Origin of the sequence: Sphingomonas sp. SORGH_AS_0950 (assembly GCF_030818415.1) — a bacterium.
Classification (GTDB): domain Bacteria; phylum Pseudomonadota; class Alphaproteobacteria; order Sphingomonadales; family Sphingomonadaceae; genus Sphingomonas.
This window is the reverse complement of the sequence record NZ_JAUTAE010000001.1, coordinates 2,336,303-2,361,653: the sequence shown is the minus strand read 5'-3', so window position 1 is coordinate 2,361,653 and position 25,351 is coordinate 2,336,303. Positions and strand designations below refer to the sequence as shown.

Here is a 25,351-nt window from a genome sequence, read left to right as displayed (position 1 = left end):
CCTCAACCCATAGCTGTCGCGACCATGATTGCGCCCGCGCAGGCGCGATCCTATGAGGCCGGGTCATCTGATAACGACCTGCCGGAGTTGCCCCGCATGACCGATGACGACGTCCTTGCCGAGTTCCGCGCCGCCGAGGCGCTCCTCGAGGGGCATTTCATCCTGTCCTCGGGCCTGCGCAGCCCCCGCTATCTGCAATGCGCGCGCGTCCTGATGGACCCGGCGCGCGCGGCGCGGCTGTGCGAGGCGGTGGCGGCCAAGATCCCGGCCGAGATCCGCGCACAGATCAGCGCGGTCGTCGCCCCGGCCATGGGCGGCGTGATCGTCGGCCATGAAATGGCGCGCGCGCTGGGCGTACCGGGCATGTTTCTGGAGCGGCCCGAGGGAACCTTCCACCTGCGTCGCGGCTTCCGGCTTGATGCAGGTCAGAAGGTGCTGATGATGGAGGACGTGGTCACCACCGGGCTGTCGAGCCGGGAGGCGATCGCCGCCATCGCGCGCGAAGGGGGGCAGACGATCGCGGCGGCCTCGCTGGTCGATCGTTCCAACGGCGCGGCCGATCTGGGCGTGCCCTTCTTCCCGCTGATCCGGCTCGACGTGCCCAGCTACAGCCCCGATGAGCTGCCGCCCGAACTGGCCGCGATCCCCGCGATCAAGCCGGGGAGCCGCGCGGCGGCATGAGCGGGCATCTGCGGCTGGGGGTCAATATCGACCATGTCGCGACCGTGCGCAACGCGCGCGGGGCGGGCTATCCCGATCCGGTCAAGGCGGCGCTGCTCGCGGCCGAGGCGGGGGCCGACGGCATCACCGCGCATCTGCGCGAGGACCGGCGGCATATCACCGACGACGACATTGCGCGGCTGTCGGCCGAACTGACCGTGCCGCTCAACCTGGAGATGGCGGCCACGCAAGAGATGCTGGCCATCGCGCTGAAGCATCGCCCGCACGCCGCCTGCATCGTCCCCGAAAAGCGCGAGGAGCGCACGACCGAGGGCGGGCTGGACGCCGCCGGGCAGCGCGAATGGCTGGCCCCGATGGTGGCGCAGCTGGGCGAGGCGGGCATCCGCGTCTCGCTGTTCATCGAACCCGATCCCCGCCAGATCGAGGCGGCGCTGGCCCTGCGCGTGCCGGTGGTCGAGCTGCACACCGGCCGCTATGCCGAGCTGGACGGCGAGGCCCGGACCGCGGAACTCCGCCGCCTGTCGGACGCCGCCGCGCTGGCCGCCAAGAACGGGATCGAGGTCCATGCCGGTCACGGCCTGACCTATGACAATGTCGCCCCCATCGCGGCGATCCCGCAGGTGCGCGAGCTGAACATCGGCCATTTCCTGATCGCCGATGCGGTGTTCGTCGGCCTACACGAAGTGGTCCGCAAGATGCGCGCCGCGATGGACGTGGCGCGGTGAATCCTCCCCGGCACGGGGAGGGGGACCAGCCGCAGGCTGGTGGAGGGGGAGCGCCCCAAATGACTCGTGTGGTGGAGAACCCCCTCCACCACCGCTCCGCGGCGGTCCCCCTCCCCGTGCCGGGGAGGATGTCATGATCATCGGCATGGGCTCGGACCTGTGCAATATCGAGCGCATCCAGGCCGCGCTCGACCGGCATGGCGGCCGGTTCGAGGCGCGCTGCTTTACGGATGTGGAGCAGGCCAAGGCGGCGAAACGCCCCTTCACCCGTGCAGGCACCTACGCCAAGCGCTTCGCCGCCAAGGAGGCCTTTTCCAAGGCGGTGGGCACGGGTTTCGCGCAGGGCGTGTTCATGCGCGACATCGGCGTCGTCAACCAGCCCGGCGGTGCGCCGACGCTGGTGCTGACCGGCGGCGCGCGCGAACGACTTGACGCGATGACCCCGCCGGGCCACGTCGCGCATATTCACTTGACCATGACCGACGATCACCCCTGGGCGCAGGCCTTTGTGGTGATCGAGGCAAGACCGGAAGTTTCCGCATGAAGGACGCGGTGTTGGATACCAACCAGGGCTCGCCCACGGACCAGCCGGGGCCGCAGCCGTCGGATTCCGCGCCCCGGCCCAGGAAGCGCACCGACTGGTGGTCAGAGGTCAAGGGGCTGTTCTGGCTGCTGCTGATCGTGCTGGGCTTCCACAGCTTCATCGCCAAGCCCTTCTACATCCCGTCCGAATCGATGCTGCCGGGCCTGCGCGTCGGCGACCGGCTGGTCGTCAGCAAATTCGCCTATGGCTGGTCCTTCGTCTCGCCGACCATCCCCAATCCGGTGGCGATCTTCAAATCGGTCGTGCTGCACCAGCCGACCGAGAGCTGGAGCTTCCAGCTGCCCTTCATCCATGGCCGCCTCTTCGGCTCGCTGCCGACGCGCGGCGATGTGGTGATCGTGACGCCGCCGGGGACGCATAACGACTATATCAAGCGGGTCATCGGCCTGCCCGGCGACCGGCTGGAGGTGCGCGACGGCACCGTCATCCTGAACGGCCAGCCGGTGAAGCGCGGGCCGCTCCATTATGTCGACATCCCGGTCGACACCAACAGCCCGTGCAACGCGTCCGACTATGGCGACGGAGCCAAGGTGCGGCTGGCGAGCGGCCAATGGGTCTGCCACCTGCCGATCGTGACCGAGACGCTGCCCAACAACCGCCGCTACGACACGGTCGAGCTGGGCTGGAGCCCGGGCGACAATTACGGCCCGATCACCATTCCGGCCAATCATGTCTTCCTGATGGGCGACAATCGCGACCGTTCGGCGGACAGCCGCTTCTCGCTGGCCGAACTGGGGCTGGGCGGCGCGGTGCCCTATGAGAATATCGGCGGGCGGGCCGAGTTCGTGACGTTCAGCCTGGACGGCGATGCGACGCTGAACCCGCTGACCTGGTGGGGATCGCTGCGCTCGGGCCGGGCGGGCACCTCGCTGCATCCGGCCAAGGCGGACTGAGCGCCATGACCGACCCCGCCCCGCTGACCGACGCCCCCGCACCGATCGAATTTCGCGAGGGCTTCGTCCGGCGGGAGCTGACGCGCGCGGCGATCTGGCTGGGGCTGATCGCGGGCATGGCGATCGCGGTGCTGCTGGTCCAGCCGTTGCTGGTGATCTTCGCCGGGCTGGTCTTCGCCACGCTGCTCGACGGCGGCGTGCGGCTGCTCGGGCGGGTGTTGCCGATCGGGCGCGGGCTGGCGGCTGCTGATCGTCGTGCTGGCGGTGACGGCGTTCCTGTTCGGCACCTTCTTCCTGACCGGCGTCGAGATGACGCAGCAGGTGACGCAGCTTCGCTCGACGCTGGAGACCCAGGTCGGGCGGTTGACCGAATGGCTGGCGTCGCAGGGGCTGATGCCCGGCACCTCGGACATCAACGGGCTGGTGAAACAGTCGCTGGGATCGATCGGGCGGCTGACCTCGTGGGTGGGCACGGCGGTGGGGGCGATCACCTCGGCTTTCATGATCCTCATCATCGGGTTGTTCCTGGCGATGGACCCGGAGGGCTATGCGCGCGGCTTGCAATGGATGGTCCCGCGCGCCGCGCGCGCCGAGTTCGCGATCACCCAGGCGCGCGTCATGAGCACGCTGCGCAAGCTGCTCGCCGGGCGGTTGCTCGGCATGGCGGTGGAGGGGGTGCTGACCGGCATCGCGCTGATGATCGGGGGCGTGCCGATGGCGCTGCTGCTCGGCATCATCGCGGGCATCCTGGCCTTCATCCCGAATATCGGGGCGATCATCACCGGCACGCTGATGATCGCGGTCGGCTTTTCGGCGGGGACCGATGCCGGTTTCTGGGCGATCGGCACCTATCTGGTCGTGCAGACCTTCGACGGATATGTCGTGGTGCCGATGGTCGCCAAGCGGACGGTCGACCTGCCCCCCGCGCTGACCCTGTCGACCCAGATCATGGCGAGCGCGCTGTTCGGCATCCTCGGGCTGGCGCTGGCCGACCCGATGACCGCGATGGCCAAGTCCGCGCTACAGCGCCGGTCGGAGCGCGAGGCGGCGCGCGACGGCGACAGCGCGCGCGCCGAAGCGGACATTGCCTGACGCCAGCGCCTGGCGGTTGTGCCGGGCGGTGACGATCGAATCGAACAGCGCCAGATAGCGGTCGGGCGAATCCTGTCCCGGCTGCGGCACGGGATCGGGGCGCGGCGCGACCGGGTCCAGCCAATGGCGGAGCGCCGCGACCAGTCCCGCCAGATCCTCGCGCGCGACGACCGTGCCCAGCGCAGGGTCGCGGACGATCTCGCGCACCGCCGGGCTCGAATCGGTCGCGACGACCGGGGTCCCGACCGCCAGCGCCTCGCGCAGCACGCCGGGCACGCCTTCATAATCCGACGCCAGCGCCACCACCTGCGCCGCCGCCATCGCGGCGGGGGCGTCGGCGCTATGTCCCGGCAACGTCACGCGACCGGTGAGGCCCAGCGCGGCGATCTGTGCGGTCAGCGCGGGGCGCAGGCTGCCTTCGCCCAGGATGGTCAGCCCGATATCGGGCGGCAGATGCGTCATCGCGGTGATCAGCCGGTCCCATCGCTTCTGCGGCTCGAGTCGTCCGACACCCAGGATCCGGCGACCGGGCGGGCGCGGCCGGTCGAGCGCCAGGTCGGGCAGCGCGGCGGGCGGGTTGGGGATGACCGCGACCGACAGCCCGGTGGCATCCTGCGCCGCGCGGGCGGTGGCGGGGGTCATCGCCACCAGGGCGTCGAGGAACAGCCGGTGCCGCGCCAGCCATTGCCGCTGGCCCCAGGCGAGGACGGGATGATGGTCGCCGCGATCGACCGCGTTCGACATCTTGGCGACGATCGGCGGGCAGGCCCCGGCCAGCCGCAACCGGCTCCATGCCGCCATGCTGGTATAATGGTTGCCGGGGCAGAAGATGATGTCGGGCCGCATCCGCCCGATCATCGCGGGCAGGGTGGTGCACAGCCCGGCATAGCTCTGATGCCCCAGCGTCACCGTCTCGACCCCCATCGGCACGCCCGCCTGGAACTGGCCGCTTTCCTCGCCCAGCACCAGTGTCACCCGGCGGCCGCGGTCCAGCCAGCCCTGGAACATCCGGCCCAGCGCCGCTTCCACGCCGCCGCGCATCGCCAGCGCGTAAGTCAGGATATGATCGGCTGGCATGGGCTCCCACGGGGACGATGGCGACAATGGGATGCGGCGATAATCGGCGCTTGTCGCTCAATTATGTCAGGATCAGCCCTATGGTGGACACAATCACCGGACAGAGATGAATTCTTATTCAGGTGCGAGAAAGCAGTGTTGAGGTTAGCGGGCGCCGCCGGCGCGCCGCCGCCGAGGAATCTCCCTAACGTGCAGAATGAACGAGATGATCCCATGACCCCGCAACAGGCGATCCCGTCTGCGACGAGCGGACCGGTGGCGCGCGATATGGCCGCGCTGGAGCCGTTGAAGACCGTGAAGAGCCGCTGGCCCGCCATTATCGGCGGGGCGCTGACGCTCGCCATGATCGTGGGGCTGGGGCATGAGCTGCTGGGGCGCGGGCTGGTCGGGCTGAGCCATTCGGTGCCGGCCAACCCGATGTTCTACGTCGTCTTTTTCGGCCTCTACATGGCGCTGCCGATCGGTGACTACATCATTTTCCGGCGGCTGTGGGGCATTCCGATCAGCGGCATGGCCGCGCTGATCCGCAAGCGGATCGCCAATGAGGTCGCGTTCAGCTATTCGGGCGAGGCCTATTTCTATGCCTGGGCGCGCGCCAACGCGAAGATGGTCGCGGCGCCCTTCGGCGCGGTCAAGGATGTCGGCATCCTGTCGGCGATCGCGGGCAATGCGATCACCCTGTTGATGATCGGGCTGGCGCTGCCGGTCGGGCGCGAATTGCTGACCGCCGACCAGTTGCGGCTGGTTTGGGGATCGATCGCGATCGTCATGGCGACCTCCTTGCCCTTCCTGATCTTCTCGCGCCGGGTCTTCTCGCTCGATCGCAGGACGCTCTGGTGGGTCTTCATGGTCCATTGCGTCCGCCTGATCGCCAATTCGCTGCTGGTGGCGCTCGCCTGGCATTACGGGATGCCCAGCGTGTCGCTCGGCATGTGGCTGTTCCTGTCGGCGGCGCGGCTGCTGGTCTCGCGCCTGCCGCTGGTGCCCAACAAGGACCTTCTTTTCGCCAATTTCGCGATCCTGTTGATCGGGCAGGATCAGGAATTGAGCGAACTGATCGCGTTCACCGCGGCGCTAACTTTGTTGGTCCATGTCGTGCTGATCGCCGGGTTCGGTTTGACGGCGTTGGTTCGGAAGGTGCGCGCATGATTCGCGTGATGAAGATGATGGCGGTGACGGCGGTCGCGCTGGCGGTGGTGCCGCAGGCGGCGGGCGCGCAGGTATTGGGCAGCGATGCGGCGGCCTGCACCGGCGGCGGCGGTCCGGCGATCCTGGCCCGGATCGAGGGGCTGAAGGACCGCAAGGGCAATCTCAAGCTGGAACTCTATCCGGCGAACGAGGAGGATTTCCTGGCGGACGACGGCGTGCTGGTCCGCGCGGGCAAGACGTTCCGCCGCGTCCAGGTGCCGACGCCGACGGGCGGCGGGCCGATCGCGATGTGCATCCGCGTGCCGCGCCCGGGCCGCTATGCGCTGTTGTTCACGCATGACCGCGATGGCAAGAACAAGTTCAACTTCTGGAGCGACGGTGCGGGCTTCCCGGCCAACACCAAGCTGGGCCGCCGCAAGCCGCCGCTCGAATCGGCGCTGATCGACGTGCCGTCGGGGGTGGCGACGGTGACCATTCGCGCCCAATATCTGCGTGGCCTGAGCGGCTTCGGCCCGGTCGAATAAGGGGAAGACGATGCGTATCGTCGACGTCAACGAATTCTACTCGCCTACCGGCGGGGGGGTGCGGACCTATATCGACCGCAAGATGTCGATCCTGGCCGAGATGGGCCATGAGCTGATCGTGCTCGCCCCCGGCACCGAGGATATGGTCGAGGAGCGTCCGGGCGGCGGCAAGATCATCTATATCAAGGCGCCGCGCCTGATCCTGGACACCAATTACGGCATGTTCTGGGACGGCGCGCCGGTGTGCCGCCTGCTCGACGAGCTGGACCCCGACATCGTCGAGGTGTCGTCGCCCGCCAAGCCCGCCTGGTTCGTCGCCAACTGGCAGGGGCGCGCGAAGAAGGTCTTCTTCATGCACAACGACAATGTCGGCACCTATCCGGTCCGCTGGCTGGACGGCATCGTCGCGCAGGAGCGGGTGGAGGACTGGTTCAGCTGGTACAGCCGCTACATGAACCGCTTCCTCGACCATTACGACCTGGTGCTGTCCAACGGCCCGGCGCTGGTCAAGCGACTCGGCAAGCGCGGCGTGCGGGTGGACGAGGGGATCCCGCTGGGGATCGAGCGGCATTTCTTCTCGCCCGACCACCGCGACGAACGGCTGCGTGCGGCGCTGCTGGCGCAATGCGCGCTGCCCGAGGATGCGCATCTGCTGCTGGGGCTGGGGCGGCATCATCCCGAAAAGCGCTGGACGATGGTGATCGACGCGGTCGAGCGGGTGGCCTCCAGCCGTCCGGTCGGGCTGGTCCTGATCGGCGGCGGCGTCGCCAGCCGCGCGCTGGAGAAGCGGATCGCGGGCAGCCCGCATATCCGCCTGTTCCGCCCGGTCTATGACCGCCCGCGCCTGGCGCGGATCATGGCGAGCTGCGACGCGCTGGTCCATGGGTGCGAGACCGAAACCTTCGGGCTGGTGGCGTCGGAGGCGCTGGCTTCGGGCCTGCCGCTGGTGGTGCCCGATTATGGCGGGTGCGCCGAGGTCGCCAATCCGCTGTTCGCCGAGACCTTCCGCGCCCGCGACGGCGCAGCCTGCGCCGAGGCGATCGAGCGGCTCCTGTCGCGCGACCAGCGCGTCCTGCGCAACGCCGCGCGAGTCGCGGCGGGCAAGGTGTTCAGCGACCGCGACCATGCCGAGGCGCTGATCGCGCGCTACCAGCGGCTGCTCGACCAAGGCGAGCAGCAGCGGGCCGTCGCTTAAGCCGAAACGGACCTTTCGCACCGCTCGGGAGTCTGTCACCATGACAAAAATGTCATGGGGAATGGTCGATGAGTCGGGGCTTCGCAGTCGTGATCGGCATCATGCTGGTGTCCACGGGCACGGCCCAGGCCGCCGACCGTCCCCCGATCGAAAGCTGGGGTAAGCCCGGCATCAGCTTTGCCCAATACCGCGCCGACGCGATCGAATGTGCCAAGACCGGCTATTTCCGCGATGTCTCGCAGGACGAACCGGCCAAGCGTTTCATCCGAGGGTTCGAGACGGCGGATCGCCTTTTGAATTTCCCCAGCGCTTCCGAAAGCGATAGCTGGGGCGATTCGGTCCGGCGAACGCAACCCGACCGGCAGAAGCGCGACCTTCAGGCGATTCAGGTGAGCGATGTCGAGCAATGCCTGACCGGCAAGGGCTATCACCGCTTCACCCTGACGCGCGCCGAGGTGAAGACGCTGTCCCGCTATCCACGCGGGTCAGACGCGAGGCACCAATATCTTCACAGCCTCGCCGCGCGCTGATCAGGCGGCGAGCAAATCCGCATAGCGCGACGGCGTATGGGTCTTCGCCAGTCGCGAATAGGTCTTGTCGATGCTGTCGAGCAGCGCGGGCACGCCATTGTCGCCCGGATGGACCGCGACCCGCGCAACCGGCGTCGGGCGCAGGCCGTGGCGCAGTACGGCGGCGGCGGCGAGCGAACTCAGTTGCCGCCCGCGTGAGCGACTCGCCCAGGTGACGACCGGCCCGCGCGCGACGATCCGGCCGTCGGCGGGCGTCCAGACGCGGAAATGATCCTCGGCTAGCCCGAACCCGGCATCGCCGAGCGCTGCCCGCGCCTCATCCGAATAGAGCCAGGCGGGCGCGATGAAGCCGGTCGCGCGGCGGCCGATGATGTCCTCGATCAGCGCGGTGCCGCGCTTCATCCGGCGCAGCGCCTCGGCGTGGGGCAAGCCAACGAACTCGCCTTCGCCCGCGGTCATGTGCTTGGCCTTCAGCGCGGTCTTCTGGTCGGTGTGGACCATATCGTCCTTGTGCGACCAGCCATGGACGAACATCTCGATCCCCATGTCCGCCCAGTCGCGCAGGCGGGTGGCAAAGGGGGTGCCCGGCGCGATCGGCGCGCTGTTCCAATGGTCGGGGATGACCAGCATGGCGAGGCGCGGCCCGCCAAGATGCCCCGACAGCCGGTCGAACAGCGCATCGACCGCCCCCTCGAACCGGGGGGACACGTCATGGATCGAGGCGAGAAGGCGTTTCATCGCGTGGATTTATAGACGCTGATCATCTCATTGCCCATCGGCAGTTTCGCGGTCAGCCGGTATCCGTCCGCCATCGCTGCCATGATGCGGGCATGGGCGGCGGGCCGCTCGCCCTTATAGGGCGGGCGCATCACGACCACGGCGGGGTGCCGGGCGAGGATGCGAGTGATCTCGGCATCCTGGTCGACGCCGGTCGCACCCGCTTCGCGCGCCCGGCTGAGATGCGCGGGCACGATATAGCGCGACAGGGTGCAACGCTCGGTCACGACATAGAGCATCGTGCTGCCCGAATAGACATAGAGGCATCCCGGCCCCTTGCCGACCGCCTGGGACAATGCGGCGAACTCGGCGGGGCCGCCCCGCTCGTGGCGCAGCGCGACCAGTACGATCTGCCCGGCCAGCGCGGCGGTGAGCAGCAGCGCTGGCGTGTAGCGCCGCCGCCAGTCCGCGCGTCCCAGCATCGCGGCGGCGGCGGTGCAGGCGGGCAGCAGGATGGGCAGGCCATAATGGTCGAACCAGGGCCGGAACAGCAGCACACCGACGATCGCGGCCGCCAGCCAGACCGCCAGGAAGCCATGCTCCCGATTGCGGGTCGCGCGCTTGAGGCCCAGCACCGCCAGCGTCACGACCGGCGACAGGATCAGGACCATCTGCCCCAGATTGCCCGCCAGCTCGGGCAGGGGATCGGGGTTGCGACGGAAGATCGACAGGAAATTGGCGTAAAGGAACGCGTCCCACTGGCCGATCGCGGCATAGACGCCCGCCGCCAGCGCGGTCGGGACCAGCGACACCAGGACCAGCGCCGCGCCGTACAGGATCAGCGCGACCGGGCTCCGGCTCCGCCGCCACTCGCCGCCCAGCAGCCAGAGGCCGAAGACCATCCCCTCGAACACCGCCGAATATTTGATCTGGAGGACCAATCCGACCAGCGCCATCGTGGCCAGCCCCAGGCTGCGCACTCCCCGCCGATCCGATTCGAAGATCGCCCAGGCCGCGCCCATCATCAGCAGATTGTAGAAGACCGGCGCCTGCCCGCCCTGTCCGCCGAGCAGACCGAGCCACAGGATATAGGCGATGCCCGCCGCCGTCGCGCCCGCGCCCCAGCCGAGTCGCTCCGCCATCCGCGTGATCAGCCATCCGGTCGCGACCACGCTGGCCAGCGCCATCGCCTGATAGGCCCAGATACCCGCCGGAAACCCGAATGCGGCGGGCACGGCATAGAGCAGGAACAGCCCGATCGGCTTGCGGTCCCACACATCGACGAAGGGCCACGCGCCCTGCCACATCGCATGGCCGGTGAAGAAGTAGAACTCCTCGTCCACATGGACCACCGGATTGCCGAAGGTCGCCATGCGGGCGAGGATCGCCACGGCGAGGAGGATCAGGAGGCGGTGGTTCGCCGTGGCGGGGCGATTGCTAGGCAGTCTCGACATTCGGATAGGTCCAGAATCATTCCTCCCCTGCAAGGGGAGGGTGGGCGAGCTTTGCCGTGCCCCCCGGCACGTCAAGATGGTGCCCGGGGGGCACCATCTCGCTCGCACACATGCGAAGCATGGTGGAGGGGTGTCCCCGGTGGCGAGGATATCCCTGTCCTCTCGGGCCGGGACACCCCTCCGTCAGGCCTGCGGCCTGCCACCTCCCCTGCAAGGGGAGGAAAGGGAATTACCGCGTTGCGGTGACGAAATAGTCGAGCGCGGTCGAGTCGCTGACCATGAACCCCTTGGTCGGCGAATAGCTCAGCCCCCGCACGTCGCGCACCGTCAGTCCCGCCTGGGTCAGCAAGGCGGTCAGCTCGTCGGGGGTCAGGAATTTCGACCAGTCATGCGTGCCCTTCGGGATCGCGCCCGTCCCCTCCGCCAGCGTGATGAGCGCCAGTTTCGACAGCGGCGTGCGGTTGGGCGTCGACAGGATCATCAGCCCGCCGGGCGCCAGCGCATCGGCCAGCCCGCGCACGAAGCGCGCCGGATCGGCAACATGCTCGATCACCTCCAGCGAGGTGACGAGGTCGAACGTCTCGCCCGCCAGCCCCTCGACGCTGCCCGCGCGGTAATGGATCGCCAGTCCCGATTGCGCGGCATGGGCGGCGGCGACCGCGACATTCTCGGCCGCCGCGTCCAGCCCCGTCACCTCGGCGCCCAGACGCGCCAGCGGCTCGCACAGCAACCCCGCCCCGCATCCGACATCGAGCGCGCGCTTGCCCGTCAGAGGGGTGAAGCCCTGTCCGTCGGCATCCCAGTGCAGATCGATCTGCTCGCGGATATAGCGCAGGCGCGGCGGGTTCAGCCGGTGCAGCATCGCGCTCGACCCCTTGGGGTCCCACCACTCGGCCGCCATCTTTCCGAAATGTGCGGCTTCGGCGCCGATAATGGTAGAATCGTTCAAATGGCTTGCGTTCGTCATGGGGGCTACCTATCAGGACCGCCGTTTTACCCCAAGGAGATTGGCAAAAACCGCATGGCCCGTATCGTGATGAAGTTCGGCGGCACCTCGATGGCCGGAATCGAGCGCATCCGCAACGTGGCGGCGCGGGTCAAACGCGAGGTGGAGGCTGGGCATCAGGTCGCGGTCGTCGTCTCCGCGATGGCGGGCGAGACCGACCGGCTGGTCGGTTTCTGCCGCGAGGCCTCGTCGCTCTACGATCCCCAGGAATATGACGTCGTCGTCTCGGCGGGCGAACAGATCACCAGCGGGCTGCTGGCGATCACGCTCCAGGCGATGGGCGTCCCCGCCCGTTCGTGGCTGGGGTGGCAATTGCCGATCCACACCGACACGGCCTTCGCGAAGGCGCGGATCGGCGAGATCGACACCACCGCGCTCGACGAGAGCCTGGCGGCGGGCGTGGTCGCGGTCATCCCCGGCTTCCAGGGCGTGGCCGAGGGCAACCGGGTCACGACGCTGGGTCGCGGCGGATCGGACACCAGCGCGGTCGCAGTCGCGGCGGCGATGAAGGCGGAGCGGTGCGACATCTACACCGATGTCGACGGCGTCTACACCACCGACCCGCGCATCGTGCCCCGCGCGCGGAAACTGTCGAAGGTCACCTATGAGGAGATGCTGGAACTCGCCAGCGTCGGCGCCAAGGTGCTCCAGACCCGATCGGTGGGTCTGGCGATGAAGGAACAGGTGCGCGTGCGGGTCTTGAGCTCGTTCGACGACGCACGGGACGAAGACGGACATCGCGGCACGTTGATCGTGGGCGAAGAGGAAATCGACGATATGGAACGCCAGCTCATCACCGGCATCGCGCATGACAAGAACGAAGCCAAGATCACCCTGACCGCCGTGCCGGATCGGCCCGGTTCGGTGGGCGCGATCTTCGCGCCGCTTGCGGATGCAGGCATCAATGTGGACATGATCGTCCAGAATATCGCGCATTCGACCGGCTCGACCGACGTGACCTTCACCGTCCCTTCGGCGGACCTCGCCCGCACCCTGGACGTGCTGGAAAAGGCGAGCGGTGACATCGGTTATGCCAAGATGGTCCACGACACGCGGGTCGCCAAGATCTCGGTCGTCGGCGTCGGCATGCGCAGCCATGCGGGCGTGGCGTCGACCATGTTCCAGACGCTGGGCGCGCGCGGGATCAACATTCTTGCGATCACCACCTCGGAGATCAAGGTCAGCGTGCTGATCGAAGAGGACTATACCGAACTGGCGGTGCGCGTGCTGCACACCGCTTATGGTCTGGACGCCGAGGCGGCGTAACGACCCGACCGATACCCCGTCGCCCCAGCGAAGGCTGGGGCCTCTGGCCCGGATACGATCCCGCTCGCCAAAGATCCCAGCCTTCGCTGGGATGACGGAGGGATGGGTTCGCGCGAAGCCGCTAAGACGCGAAGCGTATTCAGGAAGATTGGTTCGCGCAGAGGCGCGGAGGGCGCAGAGGTGGCGTATGCAGCCGCTATTGGTGTCCTCCAATAACGGTCTGTTGGAGCTTCGATTGCGCTGCCGCGCGCGAAACCTCTCTGCGTCCTCTGCGCCTCTGCGCGAACCCCTTCTTCTTCGCGTCATCGCGGCTTCGCGTGAACCAAATCTTGCCGTCCGCCGCGCTCCACGGCATGGAGCGCCGATGACCGACACCCTCACCACCACCACCACCACCGGCGAACAGCGTCTCGCCACCCGCATGGCGCGCGGCGCGGAATTTCTTGGCGCCGACATGGCGATCATGGCGGGTGCCATGTCCTGGGTGTCGGAGCGCAACCTCGTCTCCGCCATGTCCAACGCGGGCGGCTTCGGCGTGATCGCGTGCGGCGCGATGACGCCCGAACTGCTCGACACGGAAATCGCCGCGACCAAGGCGATGACCAGCCGCCCCTTCGGCGTGAACCTGATCACCATGCACCCGCAGCTGTTCGATCTGATCGCGGTGTGCGGCCGTCACCAGGTCGGCCATGTCGTGCTCGCCGGTGGCTTGCCCCCCAAGGGCGCGCTGGAGGCGATCAAGGAAACCGGCGCGAAGGTCATCTGCTTCGCGCCCGCGCTTTCCCTGGCCAAGAAGCTGATCCGCTCGGGGGTCGATGCGCTGGTGATCGAGGGGATGGAGGCGGGCGGCCATATCGGCCCCGTCTCGACCAGCGTGCTGGCGCAGGAAATGCTGCCCGAGATCGCGGCCCAAGTCCCCGTCTTCGTCGCGGGCGGCATCGGCCGGGGCGAGGCGATTGCCGCCTATCTCGACATGGGGGCGGCGGGCGTCCAGCTCGGCACGCGCTTCGTCTGTGCGACCGAATCGATCGCGCATCCCAATTTCAAGAAGGCGTTCATCCGCGCCTCCGCCCGCGACGCGGTGGCGAGCGTGCAGATCGACCCGCGCCTGCCGGTCATCCCGGTCCGCGCGCTCAAGAATGCGGGCGGCGAGCTGTTCACCGCCAAGCAGCGCGAAGTCGCCCAGTCGCTCGACGAGGGTAAGGTCGCAATGGCCGAGGCGCAGCTCCAGATCGAGCATTACTGGGCGGGCGCGCTGCGCCGTGCGGTGATCGAGGGCGATGTCGAGCATGGCAGCGTGATGGCGGGCCAGTCGGTCGGCATGGTCACGAAGGAAGAGCCGATCGCCGACATCCTGGCGCAACTGATGGCCGAGGCCGCCGCCGCGCTGGTCGCGCGCACGGCCTGATCCTCCCCGTGCCGGGGAGGATTTCCAACCCTCGGACATAAGGCTCGCTTCATCGCACGGGTTACGACGCGTTAACCTTGATTCGGCATGACGTCTCCAACAGCCGGGGGCGGGGTTTTCCGAGGATCAGGGTCATGGCGAGTTTGCGTGTTGTATCGGGTATCGCGATCGGTCTCTCGCTGGCGGGATGTACCGCGCGCGAGACCGCCAAGGTCGCGCCGCCGCCGGTGATGGTGCCCGCCCCGCCGCAGGTTGCGCGCGCGCCGCTGCCGCCCGGCGCCACGCCGGGGATGCGGATCCCTGCGCTGCTGCCCGACGGCAATTACGCCACGCCCAACCGTGCGCTGACCAGCGCGGCGACGATCTGGCATCTGCGCTCGGCGCTGAACGTCGCGGCGCTGGCCTGTCGCGGGCCGGACGAAGGGCTGATCGTCACCCGCTACAACACCATGCTGACCACGCGGAAGATCGCGCTGGCCGCCGCCGAGAAACGCTATTCGGCCGAATATCAGGCGCAGGGCGGCGACTGGCGCGACCGCTATGACGATGCGATGACCCGGCTGTACAATTTCTTCTCGACCACTCCGGTGCGCAAGGGCTTCTGCGCCGCCGCCGATGCGGTGCTCGCCGATATCAGCAATGCGCCCACCGACGATTTCGAAACCGGCGCGGCGGCGCGGCTGGACCGGCTGGATGCGCCGTTCATCGCCTTCTTCCGCGCCTATGATGCGTGGCGTGCGGGGACGATGGTGCCGGTGCAGCGCACGACCGCGCCGCTCGCCATCGCCGCACAGGCCAATCCGCCGGTCGCGCAGGCTGGGGCGAGTGGCCCCGTGCTGTCGAGCCAGCCGGTCCCCGCCGCCAAGCCCTATGCGCCACCGGTCATCAACCCGCCGTCGCTGAAGGTCGATTCCGCCGCGCTGCAATAAGCGCGGCTCACTCCGCGATCCAGAAGAGCGACTCGACCGGCCGACCCAAGGCGCGTGCTAGTTTGAGCGCGAGCAGGGTCGATGGCTGGAAGACGCCGTTTTCCACAGTGTTGATCGTCTTGCGGCTGACCCCGATCGCCTCGGCGAGGCCGCCCTGGGTCAGCCCGGCGGCTTCGCGCGCGGCCTTCAGGTCGTTGCAAAGCGTCTCGTTCATCGGCTGGCGCGCAGCTCCAGCGTGGAGAAGCATATCAGCGCGGCGATCAGCCCGGCGGTGATAATGATTCGTCCGATAGCGACGGCATCCATGGGGCGAAAGCAGGCGACGATCATCACCGCTACAGCCGCTGCGAACATCGCCCAGAACCCTGCCGCAAAGCTCGACCGCCGATGATCGCGTGTCGTTTCGTCATTCATCAGCTTCGAAACCTCACCATAGCTGCGCCATCGAAACGGGAGGCTGGTCAGGTTCAGTGCGGTAAGGCCGATCATGACGAACCAGGGTGCGAGCCGCGATGCGCCTTCGCTATGCCCCGCTATCGCCAGCACGGCGGATGCAAGGAGCGTCGCCGCGAGCAGATAGCCGAGTATGGCTCTTGCCCGGCTCTTGCGCTCGGCCTTTTCCACCAGATTCATCACAACTTCCTGTAACCTATAGGTGTCATGTAACCCGTAGGTAACAGGCGAGCAAGTGCCTTCCTTCCCCCGGACGGATGGGTTAACGGGCGGTCACCATGACGGTGACGGACGACGACCAGCCGAGGGGCGGCCGCTTCGAGGGGCACGAGCATCGCTTTGCGGTGCGCGTCTATTTCGAGGATACCGACCTGTCGGGCGTGGTCTATCACGCCAACTATCTCCGCTACATGGAGCGCGCGCGCTCCGACATGCTGCGGGTCGCCGGGATCGACCAGCGCGCCGCGCATGAGGCGGGGCAGGGTGCCTATGCCGTCACCGACATCGCCATCCGCTATGCCGCTTCCGCGCGGCTCGACGACGATCTGGTCGTCACGTCGCGGCTGATCCAGGTCAGTGCGGTTCGCGTCGTCATTCATCAGACAGTCAGGTGCGGCGCGGTCATGCTGGCCGACGCGCGTGTGACCGTCGCATGGGTCGGCCCGAACGGCCGCCCGCGACGCCAGCCCGCCGACTGGATCGCCATCTACCAACGCCTTGTCTGGCAAGGGGACACCCAACACCCATGAATCCCGTCTTCAACATGGATGCCGCCAGTTTGTCGCCCGTCGCGCTGTTCCTCCACGCCGACTGGGTGGTGAAGTTCGTGATGATCGGACTTCTGCTGTCCAGCATCTGGACCTGGACGATCATCGTCGCCTTTTCGCGCAAGCTGGCCCGCACGAAGAAGGGCATGACCCGGTTCGAGCGCGATTTCTGGAAGGCGGAGGATATCGACGCCTTTCACCGGATGGAGCAGGACAGCGAACTGCCCTCCGCGCGCGTCTTTTCGGCGGGCGTGCAGGAATGGCGTCGCTCGACCGCGGGCGGGCATATCGACCGCGACGGCACGCGCGAGCGCCTCGCCACCGCGATGGGATCGGCAGTCGCGGGTGAGATCGACAAGCTGTCGGACCGGCTGAACGTGCTGGCGACGGTCGGTTCGGTCGCGCCGTTCGTCGGCCTGTTCGGCACCGTCTGGGGCATCATGCGCAGCTTCACCGGCATTGCGCAGGCGCAGAACACCTCGCTGGCGGTCGTGGCGCCGGGCATTTCGGAGGCGCTGTTCGCCACCGCCATCGGCCTGTTCGCCGCCATCCCGGCGGTGATCGCCTATAACCGGTTCAGCCACGGGGTGAACAAGGTGGAGGCGTCGCTCAACCGCTTCGCCGACGGGTTCCACACCACGCTCAGCCGCCAGCTCGACTCGGCACGCTGAAGGGGTACGGGCGATGGCCATGAACCTTCCCTCCCGCTCCGGCCGGGGGCGCCGCGCGCCGATGGCGGACATCAACGTCACGCCCCTGGTCGACGTGATGCTGGTGCTGCTGATCATCTTCATGGTGACCGCGCCGCTGCTGACCACGGGCGTGCCGGTCAACCTGCCCGACAGCCGGGCCAAGGCGCTGGACCAGGACCAGAAGCCCGAGCAGATCGCGATCGACGAGCAGGGGCGGCTGTTCCTGAACGACGATGAGATCAGCGATGCCGACCTGCCCGCGCGGCTGGACGCGATCGCCGCGCGGAAAGGCCCTGATGGGCAGGCGCCGCAAATCTATCTGCGCGCCGACCGGGCGCTGGATTACGGTCGGGTGATGCGCGTCATGGGCGAGCTGAACCGCGCCGGGCTGAACCGCGTGTCGCTGGTCACCGTGGAAGGTGGCGCGGGCGAGGGAACGGGCCAGCGCTGATGGAGCGTGGCGAGCGGACGGGATTGGCGATAGCGGTCGCAGGGCATCTCGTCCTGTTCGGCCTGTTGTCGGTCGGCTTTCTGGCGACGCCGAATCCGGAAAAGCTGAAGGTCACGCCGATCGACATCTCGCTGGTCAAGGATGTCGCGCTGGACGCGGCGTCGCCGACCCCCAACCAGCAGGCCGCCCAGTCGATCGCCCCCGAAGAGGGCGCGCCGGAAGACGCGGCACCCCCCGAGCCGGTGGAGGCCGAGCCCGCGCCGCAGCCTGCGCCGCCACCGCCCGCGCCCCAGCCGCAACCGCAGCCCAAGCCTCAACCGCGTCCACAGCCGAAACCCGAACCGGCCAAGCCCGAGCCGCGTCCCGAGCCCAAGCCGCAACCCAAGCCTGCCCCCAGACCGGCGGAAAAGCCCAAGCCCAAACCGCCCGAGCCGCGCCCCAGGCCGCAACCGGCCAAGCCTGCGCCCGCCAGGCCCGCTCCGGCCAAGCCGACGCCAGCGGCCAAGCCCGCACCGGCGGCGAGGCCCAGCCGATCGGAGGGCAAGCCCGCCGCGACCAGGCCGACCACCCCGGCGCGCGGCAGCGGCAAGAGCGAGACGGCGACCACGACCCGCCCGCGCGGCTCGCATCTGGGCGCCGACTTCCTGAAGGGGCTGTCGGCCGATCCGTCGCCCTCCAAGTCGCAGGCGGCGCCCGCCGCCCGGATCGGCGCGCAGCAACTGGCGAACATCGCCTCGGCGATCCTGCGTCAGGTCCAGCCCTGTGCGAACCGTCAGGTGACGCCGGGGCCGGGCGCCGAGCGTATCCGCGTCGCGATCAACCTGCACCTCAACAAGGACGGCAGCCTGGCGGCCGCCCCGCGTGTGGTCGGGCATAGCGGTGTCGATGGCGAGAACGAACGCTATGTCGACCGGGTCGACGATCTGGCGATCGCCACCTTCAAGGGATGCTCGCCGCTGCGCGGGCTTCCCGCCGAGCTGTACGACGTGCCGGGCGGGTGGAGCAATTTCACGCTGCGCTACAAGTTGCCGGGTTGAGGATGGCCGGTCCGTCCCTTCGCCCGCGTCCGGCGGTGGCCGCGCCCCCGAAAAAACGGGGCGTGGGATCGTTGGCATGATGACGACAGTTTTCAGAAACTGTCCATTGGATGACAGGCCGTCCGCGCTTTATGGAGCGCAAGGCGGCTGGAGCGACACGCGTTTCCGTTTCAGTTACCCGGGTTGAGGATCTGTTTATGCCCCGTTCCCTGCTGACCCTGCCGCTCACGCTGGCCCTGGCGGCCAGTGCCGTCGGCGCGCAGGACGTGCCCGCGCCCGCGCCCCAGGAACAGCCCGCGGCCCCCGCGCCCGCCGGGCAGCAGCCCGCGGCCGCGCCCGCCAATGGCCAGGAAGGGCTGGTCGTCGATGTCGAGGGCGGCATCTCCGCGCCGATGCCGATCGCGATCCCGGCGATGCCGACCAGCGCGGTGGTGCAGACGGCGGCGGGCACGACCGATGTCGTCGGGCAGGAACTGTCCAAGATCATCACCAACGACCTGCGCAATTCGGGGCTGTTCACGCCGGTTCCGCCCGCGCAGCTGCGCACCGTGTCCTTCCCGGAAGTGACCGCGCCCGCCTTCGACTATTGGAACGGCACCGGCGCGCAGGCGCTGGTCCAGGGCTATGTCCGCGCCAATGGCGACGGGACGCTGACGGTCGGCTGCTACCTCTATGACGTGCTGGCCAAGAGCGAGCTGGCGCGGCAGGGCTTCGTCGTGTCGCCGGGCGACTGGCGGCGGGCCGCGCACAAATGCGCCGACACCATCTATACCAAGCTGACCGGCGAAGGCCCCTATTTCGACAGCCGGATCGTCTATGTCTCCGAGACGGGGTCCAAGGCGCGGCGGATCAAGCGGCTGGCGATCATGGACCAGGACGGCGCCAATCACCGCTTCCTGACCAACGGCCAGTCGATCGTGCTGACCCCGCGCTTCGCGCCGAACCAGCAGTCGATCGTCTACATGTCCTATGTCGACAAGCGGCCCGCCATCTATGTCTATGACATCGGTTCGGGCCGTCAGCGGCTGGTGGTGCAGAATGCCGCGACGACCTTCGCGCCGCGCTTCTCGCCCGATGGCCGCTGGATCCTGTTCTCGATGGCGCAGGGCGGCAATACCGACATCTACCGCGTCTCGGCGCAAGGGGGCACGCCGCAACGGCTGACCAACGCGCCCGGCATCGATACCGGCGGCAGCTATTCGCCCGACGGCTCCAAGATCGTGTTCGAGAGCGATCGTTCGGGCGGGCAGCAAATCTATGTCATGAACGCGGACGGTTCCAACCAGCAGCGGATCAGCTTCGGCGGTGGCCGCTATGCGACCCCGGTCTGGAGCCCGCGCGGCGACCTGATCGCCTTCACCAAGCTGGGCGGCGCGTTCCGCATCGGCATCATGAATCCCTCGGGCGGCGGCGAAAAGCTGCTGACCAACAGCTGGCAGGACGAGGGGCCGAGCTGGTCCCCCAATGGCCGCGTCATCACCTTCCAGCGCTCGACACAGGGGGCGTCGGGCAAGGCGGATGTGTGGATGGTCGACCTGACCGGGGTGAACGAACGTCGCATTCCGACGCCGCTCGACGGCTCGGACCCGGCCTGGGGGCCGTTGCGGCCGTAATGGGGTATAGGGGTTTCAGTTTCGGGGGCGAAACGAACCAAAAGGGAGTGACAGTCCAGTGACCAAGATCAAGACCACCCTGCTCGTCGCCACGATGGCGCTGGCCATCGCCGGTTGCGCCAAGAAGCGGCCCGCCGTCCTGCCGCCCGCGCCGGTCGACCAGAATGCGGCCACCGACCCCAATGCGGGCCAGACCACCCCGACCGACGGCGCGATCGTCCCCGGCTCGGACGCCGACTTCAAGCGCTCGGTGACGTCGAACACCATCCATTTCGGGCTCGATCAATATGACATCGACCCCGAGTCGCGCGCGATCCTGGACAGCCAGGCGGCCTGGCTTCAACGCTATCCCAATGTCCGCATCACCATCGAGGGGCATTGCGACGAGCGCGGCACGCGCGAATATAATCTCGCACTGGGCGATCGTCGCGCGAACGCGGCCAAGAATTATCTGGCGGCGCGCGGCATCTCGCCCGACCGGATGAACGTCATCAGCTATGGCAAGGAACGCCCGATCGCGCTCGGCTCGGACGAGGCAAGCTATGCGCAGAACCGCCGCGCGGTGACCGTGGTCCTGAGCTGACGATCGTCATTCCTCCCCATCTCTGATGGGGAGGGGGACCGCGCCCGAAGGGCGTGGTGGAGGGGCTTGGCCCGTCCGTCTTTGCCCCTCCACCACCGGGCTGACGCCCGGCGGTCCCCCTCCCCAAGCATAGCTTGGGGAGGAATGGAGTGCGGTCGGCGCCGTACCCCAAAACCCCCGTTCAGCCTGAGCGAAGTCGAAGGCCAAGGGACTCGGCTCTCGGCAAGGTCCGGCGCGTGCACTTCGACTTCGCTCAGTGCGAACGGATGGCGGGCGTTCAGCCTCTGAAGGCTTGGTTCAGCAGCTTCGCGAGCCGCAACCCGCCCCGCTTCACCTGCTCGCGCTCGACCGGGGCCATCGCCCGGATCGCGGCGTCATCCATCGTCATATGCGCGGGCGTAGGCTGGCAGGGATTGCCGCCCATCGCGGCGGCATAGGCGCGCTTGGCGACCGCCCAGTTCTCGCGGCTCCAGGCCATCACGCCGCCCGCCGCCTCGCGCCGCCGCTCGGCCGCCGGATAGGCGCGGACCAATTTGGGGGGCGTCGAGATCGCCCGCTCGGCGAGCAGCCCGTCCCAGATCGAATGCAGGTTCAGCCGCGCGGTCGCATAGTCGCCATAATCGACATGGGTGTCGTTGCCGCCCTTGTCGCCCTTGTCCCCGGCATGGAGCGGCTGGTGCAGGTCGCCGACGAAGTGGACGAGGAAGGCCAGCGCCATCACCCGGTCCTTATCGCTGGCGCGCTTGTCCTTCAGGATCGCGAGCTGGCGCGGGATCTGCGCCGATACGCAGTCCCCGCTGTCGCAGGCGGGGGGCAGGCGAAAGGGCTGGCAGATGTCCACATTCTGGTAATGCCAGCTATAGGCATAGCCGAAGCGCGACTTGCCGTTTCCGTCCTTCAGCGGCTTGACGCAATCGGGCCAGACGCTGGCCTCCTCGATCGTCCGGACCGGGCAGCTCGGCGTGTCGAGCTCGCCTTGCGCGCGCAGGATCCGGCGGATTTCGGCGCGGGCATGCGGGGTGATGTTGGCCCAGGCAATGGCCGCCACCGTCTGATGTCCATAGTCCCAATAGGCGGCGGCGGGGGAGGTGAGGAACGACGCCGCGATCATCGCGACGAACAGGCGCAAGTGCTTCATGACGCGGGTTTTATCCCTCGTCGGCGTAGATCGCCACCCTGTGTTCGCCGCCACTCGTCGCACGGCCGCGATACATGCCCGCGGTCGTCATGCTCCAGGCGATCGCGCCGTCGGGCCCGGCCAGGATGGTGCCGCCGGTCCCGCCCAGCGCCTTCACCTCGGCCAGCACCGAGTCGGCGGCGGCCTGGAGGCTGTCGCCGGTGAAGCGGCGGCGCGCGGCGATCTCATGCCCCACGCCGACGCGGATGAAGACCTCGCCCGAGCCGGTGCACGATACCGCACAGGCGCGGTCGTCGGCATAGGTGCCCGCGCCGATCAGCGGCGAATCGCCGATCCGGCCCCAGCGCTTGCCCGTCACCCCGCCGGTCGAGGTGGCGGCGGCGACATGGCCCTGCGCGTCGCAGGCGACCGCGCCGACCGTGCCGTATTTCATGTCGCTGTCGAACGCATCGGCGCCGCGCGACAGCAGCTCGTCGAGCTGGCGGCGGCGCTCGTCAGTGTGGAACCAGGCGGGGTCGACCTGCTCCAGCCCCTGGTCGACCGCGAATCGGTCCGCGCCCTGCCCGGCCAGCAGGACATGCGGGCTGGCCTCCATGACCTTGCGCGCCAGCGTCACCGGGTTGCGCGTCCGCGTCACCCCCGCGACCGAACCCGCCCGCCGGTCGCGCCCGTCCATGATCGCGGCGTCCAGCTCGTTGGTGCCGTGCTGCGTGAAGCAGGCGCCGCGCCCGGCGTTGAAATGGGGATCGTCCTCCAGGACGCGCACGGCCGCCTCGACCGCGTCCAGCGCGCTGCCGCCCTCCGCCAGCACCGCCGACCCGGCCTTCAGCGCGGCGTCGAGCCCGGCGCGCGCTCCGGCATCCTGTTCGGGGGTCAGGACATCGCGGGTGATCCGGCCCGCGCCGCCATGGATGACCAGCGACCAGGATGCGGACATGGGGAAACTCCGATACTTGAAGGGGACAGGCTTTGCGCCCGAGCCCCTATCAGATCGTCGCTTTCCCGCCATCCCCCGGACGCAGCCCGATCAGCGGGCGGAGCCAGCGCAGCTTGCGGCCGACCAGATAAAAGGCCCAGCAGCCCGCCACCGTCGCCGCCACCAGGATCGCGGCATCGACCGCCAGCGGCCAGCCCAGCCTGCGCAGGCCCAGCGCGACGAGGATGATGATCGTCTGGTGGATCAGATAGAAGGGGAAGACCGCCTCGGTCAGCGTGCGGCGCCACGGATGGTCGCGGTTCCAGAAACGCTCCGCCAGCCCGATCAGCGCGACGACCGCCATCCACCCCTGCACCGCGCGTGCGCCCGCAAAGACGGTGCCCAGCCCCGCGGGCGCGCCCGCCAGCCCCGGCCAGCGCCACTCCAGCGCGGCGGCGACCGCATAGCTGGCCAGCGCGATGCCCGCCGCGACGATCCAGCCGCGCCGGAAACTGCCCAGCACCCGCTCCGACCCCGCCATGCCGAAGCCGAAGAGCAAGGCGGGGAAATAGATGGCATGCGCCAGCCAGTCGTCGATCAGGCCATGCGTCTCCAGCCCGCCGGGGAACAGGCGGATATCGACCAGCAGCAGCCACAGCACCGGCAGCACCGCGCCGCCCCATCCGCCGAACACCCGGTCGAACAGCGCCTGCGCCCTGCCGCCGAACCGGCCGCCCACCGCCAGCAGCACAGCCACCGCCATGGTATAGACCCACAGATAGGCGACGAACCACAGATGGTTCCAGGCGGGCGTCGGCACCACCCCGCCGATCAGCCGGAAGCCCAGCCAGTCGTGCAGCCAGAAGGTCGCATAGGAGCCCGGATAGCCATATTTGCTGACCAGCTCGGCCCAGATCTGCGGCGGCACCAGCACCGCGACCCCGAACGCCAGCGGCACGAGCAGCCGGATGCTCCGCCCTCGCGCGAAGCTGGCGATAGAGGGATGCCGGACCGCCAGCGCGCGGGTCGCATAGCCCGACACGACGAACAGCAGCATCAGCCGCCACGGATTGCTCGCCAGCATCGGGATCGCGACCCAGGGCAGCCGGGCGAGTTGCACATGGAAGCCCCACGGCACGAAGACCATGCCGATATGATAGAGGATCAGGATGGCGAAGGCGCCGATGCGCAGCCAGTCGAGTCCGTAATGGCGGGGGATGGGGGCGGCGGCGGTCATTCTTTGCCCGGTCTGGTACAGCACTGACTTTGAACCGCAACGCGCTTGCGCGTATATAGGGCCCATGTCCATTCGTCCCTGGCGAGACATTGTCCGCCGCCAAAGCCGTCAGATCATGGTGGGCCAAGTGCCCGTGGGCGGCGACGCCCCCGTCACCGTGCAGACCATGACCAACACGCCGACCAGCGATCCGGTCGCCACGATCAACCAGATCCGGCGCTGCGAAGAGGCGGGGGCGGACATCATCCGCGTTTCCTGCCCCGACACCGATTCGACCGCCGCGCTGGCCAAGATCACCAAGGCGGCGCGCGTGCCGATCGTCGCCGACATCCATTTCCACTATAAGCGCGCGCTGGAAGCCGCCGATGCGGGCGCGGCCTGCCTGCGCATCAATCCGGGCAATATCGGATCGTCCGAGCGCGTCGCCGAGGTCGTCCGTGCGGCCAAGGCCAATGGCTGCGCCATCCGCATCGGCGTGAATGCCGGTAGCCTGGAGAAGGACCTGCTTGAGAAATATGGCGAGCCCTGTCCCGAGGCGCTGGTCGAATCGGCGCTCGACCATATCAAGCTGCTCCAGGACCACGACTTCCACGAATATAAGGTCGCGGTGAAGGCGTCCGACGTCTTCCTGGCGGTGGCGGCCTATCAGGGGCTGGCCGAGGCGACCGACTGCCCGCTGCATCTGGGCATCACCGAGGCGGGCGGACTGATCGGCGGGACGGTCAAGTCCTCGATCGGCATCGGCTCGCTCCTGTGGTTCGGGATCGGCGACACGATCCGCGTCTCGCTCTCGGCCGAGCCCGAGGAAGAGGTGCGCGTCGGCTTCGAAATCCTGAAGGCGCTGGGCATCCGCAATCGCGGCGTGCGCGTCGTGTCCTGTCCGTCCTGCGCGCGCCAGGGCTTCGACGTGATCCGCACCGTGCAGGTGCTGGAGGAACGGCTCCAGCATATCCGCACGCCCATGTCGCTGTCGGTGCTGGGCTGCGTGGTCAACGGGCCAGGCGAAGCGCGCGAGACCGATATCGGCGTGACCGGCGGCGGCAATGGCAAGCACATGGTCTATCTGTCGGGGCTGACCGATCATACGGTCGAGGACGCCGACATGGTCGACCATATCGTCAAGCTGGTCGAGGCGAAGGCCGCCGAGCTCGAAGCGGCGGACGTCGCCAAGGCGGCGATCGCGGCGGAATGACCTGGGCCCATTCCTCTCCTTG

27 protein-coding genes and 1 pseudogene are annotated in these 25,351 nt (G+C 68.3%); 19 read left to right on the top strand and 9 right to left on the bottom strand.

Annotated features, from left to right (window positions below; genetic code table 11):
- The first annotated feature begins 96 nt into the window (after positions 1 to 96).
- The 5 genes and pseudogenes from pyrE to QE385_RS10290 all read left to right on the top strand — a co-directional run bounded on the left by pyrE (position 97) and on the right by QE385_RS10290 (position 3,995).
- Complete coding sequence (gene pyrE, locus QE385_RS10310; RefSeq protein ID WP_307101501.1) at positions 97 to 681, top strand: orotate phosphoribosyltransferase; 585 nt, start codon at positions 97 to 99, stop codon at positions 679 to 681.
- Positions 678 to 1,406, top strand: coding sequence for a pyridoxine 5'-phosphate synthase (locus QE385_RS10305; protein WP_307101498.1), 729 nt, complete (start codon positions 678 to 680; stop codon positions 1,404 to 1,406). Before pyrE ends, QE385_RS10305 begins: the two co-directional genes overlap by 4 nt.
- A gap of 133 nt (positions 1,407 to 1,539) precedes the next feature.
- A complete protein-coding gene (gene acpS, locus QE385_RS10300) occupies positions 1,540 to 1,950 on the top strand; it encodes a holo-ACP synthase (protein ID WP_307101496.1) in 411 nt (136 codons plus the stop codon).
- On the top strand, positions 1,947 to 2,903 hold the full coding sequence (gene lepB, locus QE385_RS10295; RefSeq protein WP_307101495.1) for a signal peptidase I: 957 nt from the start codon (positions 1,947 to 1,949) through the stop codon (positions 2,901 to 2,903). Before acpS ends, lepB begins: the two co-directional genes overlap by 4 nt.
- A gap of 5 nt (positions 2,904 to 2,908) precedes the next feature.
- Positions 2,909 to 3,995 (top strand): annotated as a pseudogene (locus tag QE385_RS10290) (AI-2E family transporter).
- Here the strand turns inward: QE385_RS10290 and QE385_RS10285 are convergent.
- On the bottom strand, positions 3,924 to 5,072 hold the full coding sequence (locus QE385_RS10285) for a glycosyltransferase (protein ID WP_307101492.1): 1,149 nt from the start codon (positions 5,070 to 5,072) through the stop codon (positions 3,924 to 3,926). The pseudogene QE385_RS10290 and the gene QE385_RS10285 overlap by 72 nt on opposite strands.
- 213 nt (positions 5,073 to 5,285) lie before the next feature.
- Between QE385_RS10285 and QE385_RS10280 the strand changes: the two genes are divergently transcribed.
- From QE385_RS10280 to QE385_RS10265, 4 genes are all read left to right on the top strand, one after another.
- Positions 5,286 to 6,221 (top strand): hypothetical protein, encoded by a 936-nt coding sequence (locus tag QE385_RS10280; protein WP_307101489.1) that lies wholly within the window; start codon positions 5,286 to 5,288, stop codon positions 6,219 to 6,221.
- Entirely contained in the window at positions 6,218 to 6,745 is a 528-nt protein-coding gene (locus QE385_RS10275) for a DUF2141 domain-containing protein (RefSeq protein WP_307101488.1), read from the top strand. The genes QE385_RS10280 and QE385_RS10275 overlap by 4 nt, the downstream gene beginning before the upstream one ends.
- A 10-nt stretch (positions 6,746 to 6,755) precedes the next feature.
- Positions 6,756 to 7,940, top strand: a complete 1,185-nt coding sequence (locus QE385_RS10270; protein ID WP_307101486.1) for a glycosyltransferase — start codon at positions 6,756 to 6,758, stop codon at positions 7,938 to 7,940.
- A gap of 68 nt (positions 7,941 to 8,008) precedes the next feature.
- A complete protein-coding gene (locus tag QE385_RS10265) occupies positions 8,009 to 8,470 on the top strand; it encodes a hypothetical protein (RefSeq protein ID WP_307101483.1) in 462 nt (153 codons plus the stop codon).
- Here the strand turns inward: QE385_RS10265 and QE385_RS10260 are convergent, their stop codons facing one another.
- The 3 genes from QE385_RS10260 to ubiG form a co-directional block, all read right to left on the bottom strand.
- Positions 8,471 to 9,208 (bottom strand): polysaccharide deacetylase family protein, encoded by a 738-nt coding sequence (locus QE385_RS10260; protein WP_307101481.1) that lies wholly within the window; start codon positions 9,206 to 9,208, stop codon positions 8,471 to 8,473.
- Positions 9,205 to 10,641, bottom strand: a complete 1,437-nt coding sequence (locus QE385_RS10255) for a hypothetical protein (RefSeq protein WP_307101480.1) — start codon at positions 10,639 to 10,641, stop codon at positions 9,205 to 9,207. Before QE385_RS10255 ends, QE385_RS10260 begins: the two co-directional genes overlap by 4 nt.
- Before the next feature lie 229 nt (positions 10,642 to 10,870).
- Positions 10,871 to 11,608 (bottom strand): bifunctional 2-polyprenyl-6-hydroxyphenol methylase/3-demethylubiquinol 3-O-methyltransferase UbiG, encoded by a 738-nt coding sequence (gene ubiG, locus QE385_RS10250; RefSeq protein ID WP_307101478.1) that lies wholly within the window; start codon positions 11,606 to 11,608, stop codon positions 10,871 to 10,873.
- Between the two features lie 54 nt (positions 11,609 to 11,662).
- Between ubiG and QE385_RS10245 the strand changes: the two genes are divergently transcribed.
- The 3 genes from QE385_RS10245 (at position 11,663) to QE385_RS10235 (ending at position 15,250) form a co-directional block, all read left to right on the top strand.
- Positions 11,663 to 12,913 (top strand): aspartate kinase, encoded by a 1,251-nt coding sequence (locus QE385_RS10245; protein ID WP_294233037.1) that lies wholly within the window; start codon positions 11,663 to 11,665, stop codon positions 12,911 to 12,913.
- Between the two features lie 364 nt (positions 12,914 to 13,277).
- On the top strand, positions 13,278 to 14,321 hold the full coding sequence (locus QE385_RS10240) for a nitronate monooxygenase family protein (protein ID WP_307101475.1): 1,044 nt from the start codon (positions 13,278 to 13,280) through the stop codon (positions 14,319 to 14,321).
- Positions 14,322 to 14,455: 134 nt separating this feature from the next.
- Positions 14,456 to 15,250, top strand: coding sequence for a hypothetical protein (locus tag QE385_RS10235; RefSeq protein ID WP_307101473.1), 795 nt, complete (start codon positions 14,456 to 14,458; stop codon positions 15,248 to 15,250).
- Between the two features lie 7 nt (positions 15,251 to 15,257).
- On the opposite strand, the gene QE385_RS10230 is transcribed toward QE385_RS10235, so the two are convergent.
- Both QE385_RS10230 and QE385_RS10225 read right to left on the bottom strand, forming a co-directional pair.
- Entirely contained in the window at positions 15,258 to 15,464 is a 207-nt protein-coding gene (locus tag QE385_RS10230) for a helix-turn-helix transcriptional regulator (protein WP_307101471.1), read from the bottom strand.
- Positions 15,461 to 15,874 (bottom strand): hypothetical protein, encoded by a 414-nt coding sequence (locus tag QE385_RS10225; protein WP_307101468.1) that lies wholly within the window; start codon positions 15,872 to 15,874, stop codon positions 15,461 to 15,463. The genes QE385_RS10230 and QE385_RS10225 overlap by 4 nt, the downstream gene beginning before the upstream one ends.
- A 107-nt stretch (positions 15,875 to 15,981) precedes the next feature.
- On the opposite strand from QE385_RS10225, the gene QE385_RS10220 reads away from it, so the two are divergent.
- The 6 genes from QE385_RS10220 to pal all read left to right on the top strand — a co-directional run bounded on the left by QE385_RS10220 (position 15,982) and on the right by pal (position 20,846).
- The gene (locus QE385_RS10220) at positions 15,982 to 16,452 is read left to right on the top strand and encodes a YbgC/FadM family acyl-CoA thioesterase (protein ID WP_307101465.1); all 471 of its coding nucleotides are present in this window, start codon (positions 15,982 to 15,984) and stop codon (positions 16,450 to 16,452) included.
- Entirely contained in the window at positions 16,449 to 17,141 is a 693-nt protein-coding gene (gene tolQ, locus QE385_RS10215) for a protein TolQ (RefSeq protein ID WP_307101463.1), read from the top strand. The genes QE385_RS10220 and tolQ overlap by 4 nt, the downstream gene beginning before the upstream one ends.
- Positions 17,142 to 17,154: 13 nt before the next feature.
- Positions 17,155 to 17,613, top strand: coding sequence for a protein TolR (gene tolR, locus QE385_RS10210; RefSeq protein ID WP_307101461.1), 459 nt, complete (start codon positions 17,155 to 17,157; stop codon positions 17,611 to 17,613).
- Positions 17,613 to 18,650 carry a cell envelope integrity protein TolA gene (locus QE385_RS10205; RefSeq protein ID WP_307101459.1) on the top strand — a complete coding sequence of 346 codons (1,038 nt, stop codon included), beginning with the start codon at positions 17,613 to 17,615 and terminating at the stop codon, positions 18,648 to 18,650. Before tolR ends, QE385_RS10205 begins: the two co-directional genes overlap by 1 nt.
- Positions 18,651 to 18,847: 197 nt before the next feature.
- Positions 18,848 to 20,263, top strand: a complete 1,416-nt coding sequence (gene tolB / locus QE385_RS10200; protein WP_307101457.1) for a Tol-Pal system beta propeller repeat protein TolB — start codon at positions 18,848 to 18,850, stop codon at positions 20,261 to 20,263.
- Between the two features lie 58 nt (positions 20,264 to 20,321).
- Positions 20,322 to 20,846, top strand: coding sequence for a peptidoglycan-associated lipoprotein Pal (gene pal, locus QE385_RS10195; RefSeq protein ID WP_307101455.1), 525 nt, complete (start codon positions 20,322 to 20,324; stop codon positions 20,844 to 20,846).
- 277 nt (positions 20,847 to 21,123) lie between these two features.
- Here pal and QE385_RS10190 read toward each other — a convergent pair whose 3' ends face one another.
- From QE385_RS10190 to QE385_RS10180, 3 genes are read right to left on the bottom strand one after another with little or no spacing between them, the layout of a single operon-like run.
- Positions 21,124 to 21,984: a S1/P1 nuclease gene (locus QE385_RS10190; RefSeq protein WP_307101453.1), complete on the bottom strand. Its 861-nt coding sequence runs from the start codon at positions 21,982 to 21,984 to the stop codon at positions 21,124 to 21,126.
- 10 nt (positions 21,985 to 21,994) lie between these two features.
- On the bottom strand, positions 21,995 to 22,921 hold the full coding sequence (locus QE385_RS10185) for an isoaspartyl peptidase/L-asparaginase family protein (protein ID WP_307101451.1): 927 nt from the start codon (positions 22,919 to 22,921) through the stop codon (positions 21,995 to 21,997).
- A 49-nt stretch (positions 22,922 to 22,970) separates the two neighbouring features.
- A complete protein-coding gene (locus QE385_RS10180; RefSeq protein WP_307101450.1) occupies positions 22,971 to 24,137 on the bottom strand; it encodes an acyltransferase in 1,167 nt (388 codons plus the stop codon).
- A 64-nt stretch (positions 24,138 to 24,201) separates the two neighbouring features.
- On the opposite strand from QE385_RS10180, the gene ispG reads away from it, so the two are divergent.
- Positions 24,202 to 25,329, top strand: coding sequence for a flavodoxin-dependent (E)-4-hydroxy-3-methylbut-2-enyl-diphosphate synthase (gene ispG / locus QE385_RS10175; RefSeq protein WP_307101448.1), 1,128 nt, complete (start codon positions 24,202 to 24,204; stop codon positions 25,327 to 25,329).
- Positions 25,330 to 25,351: the final 22 nt, after the last annotated feature.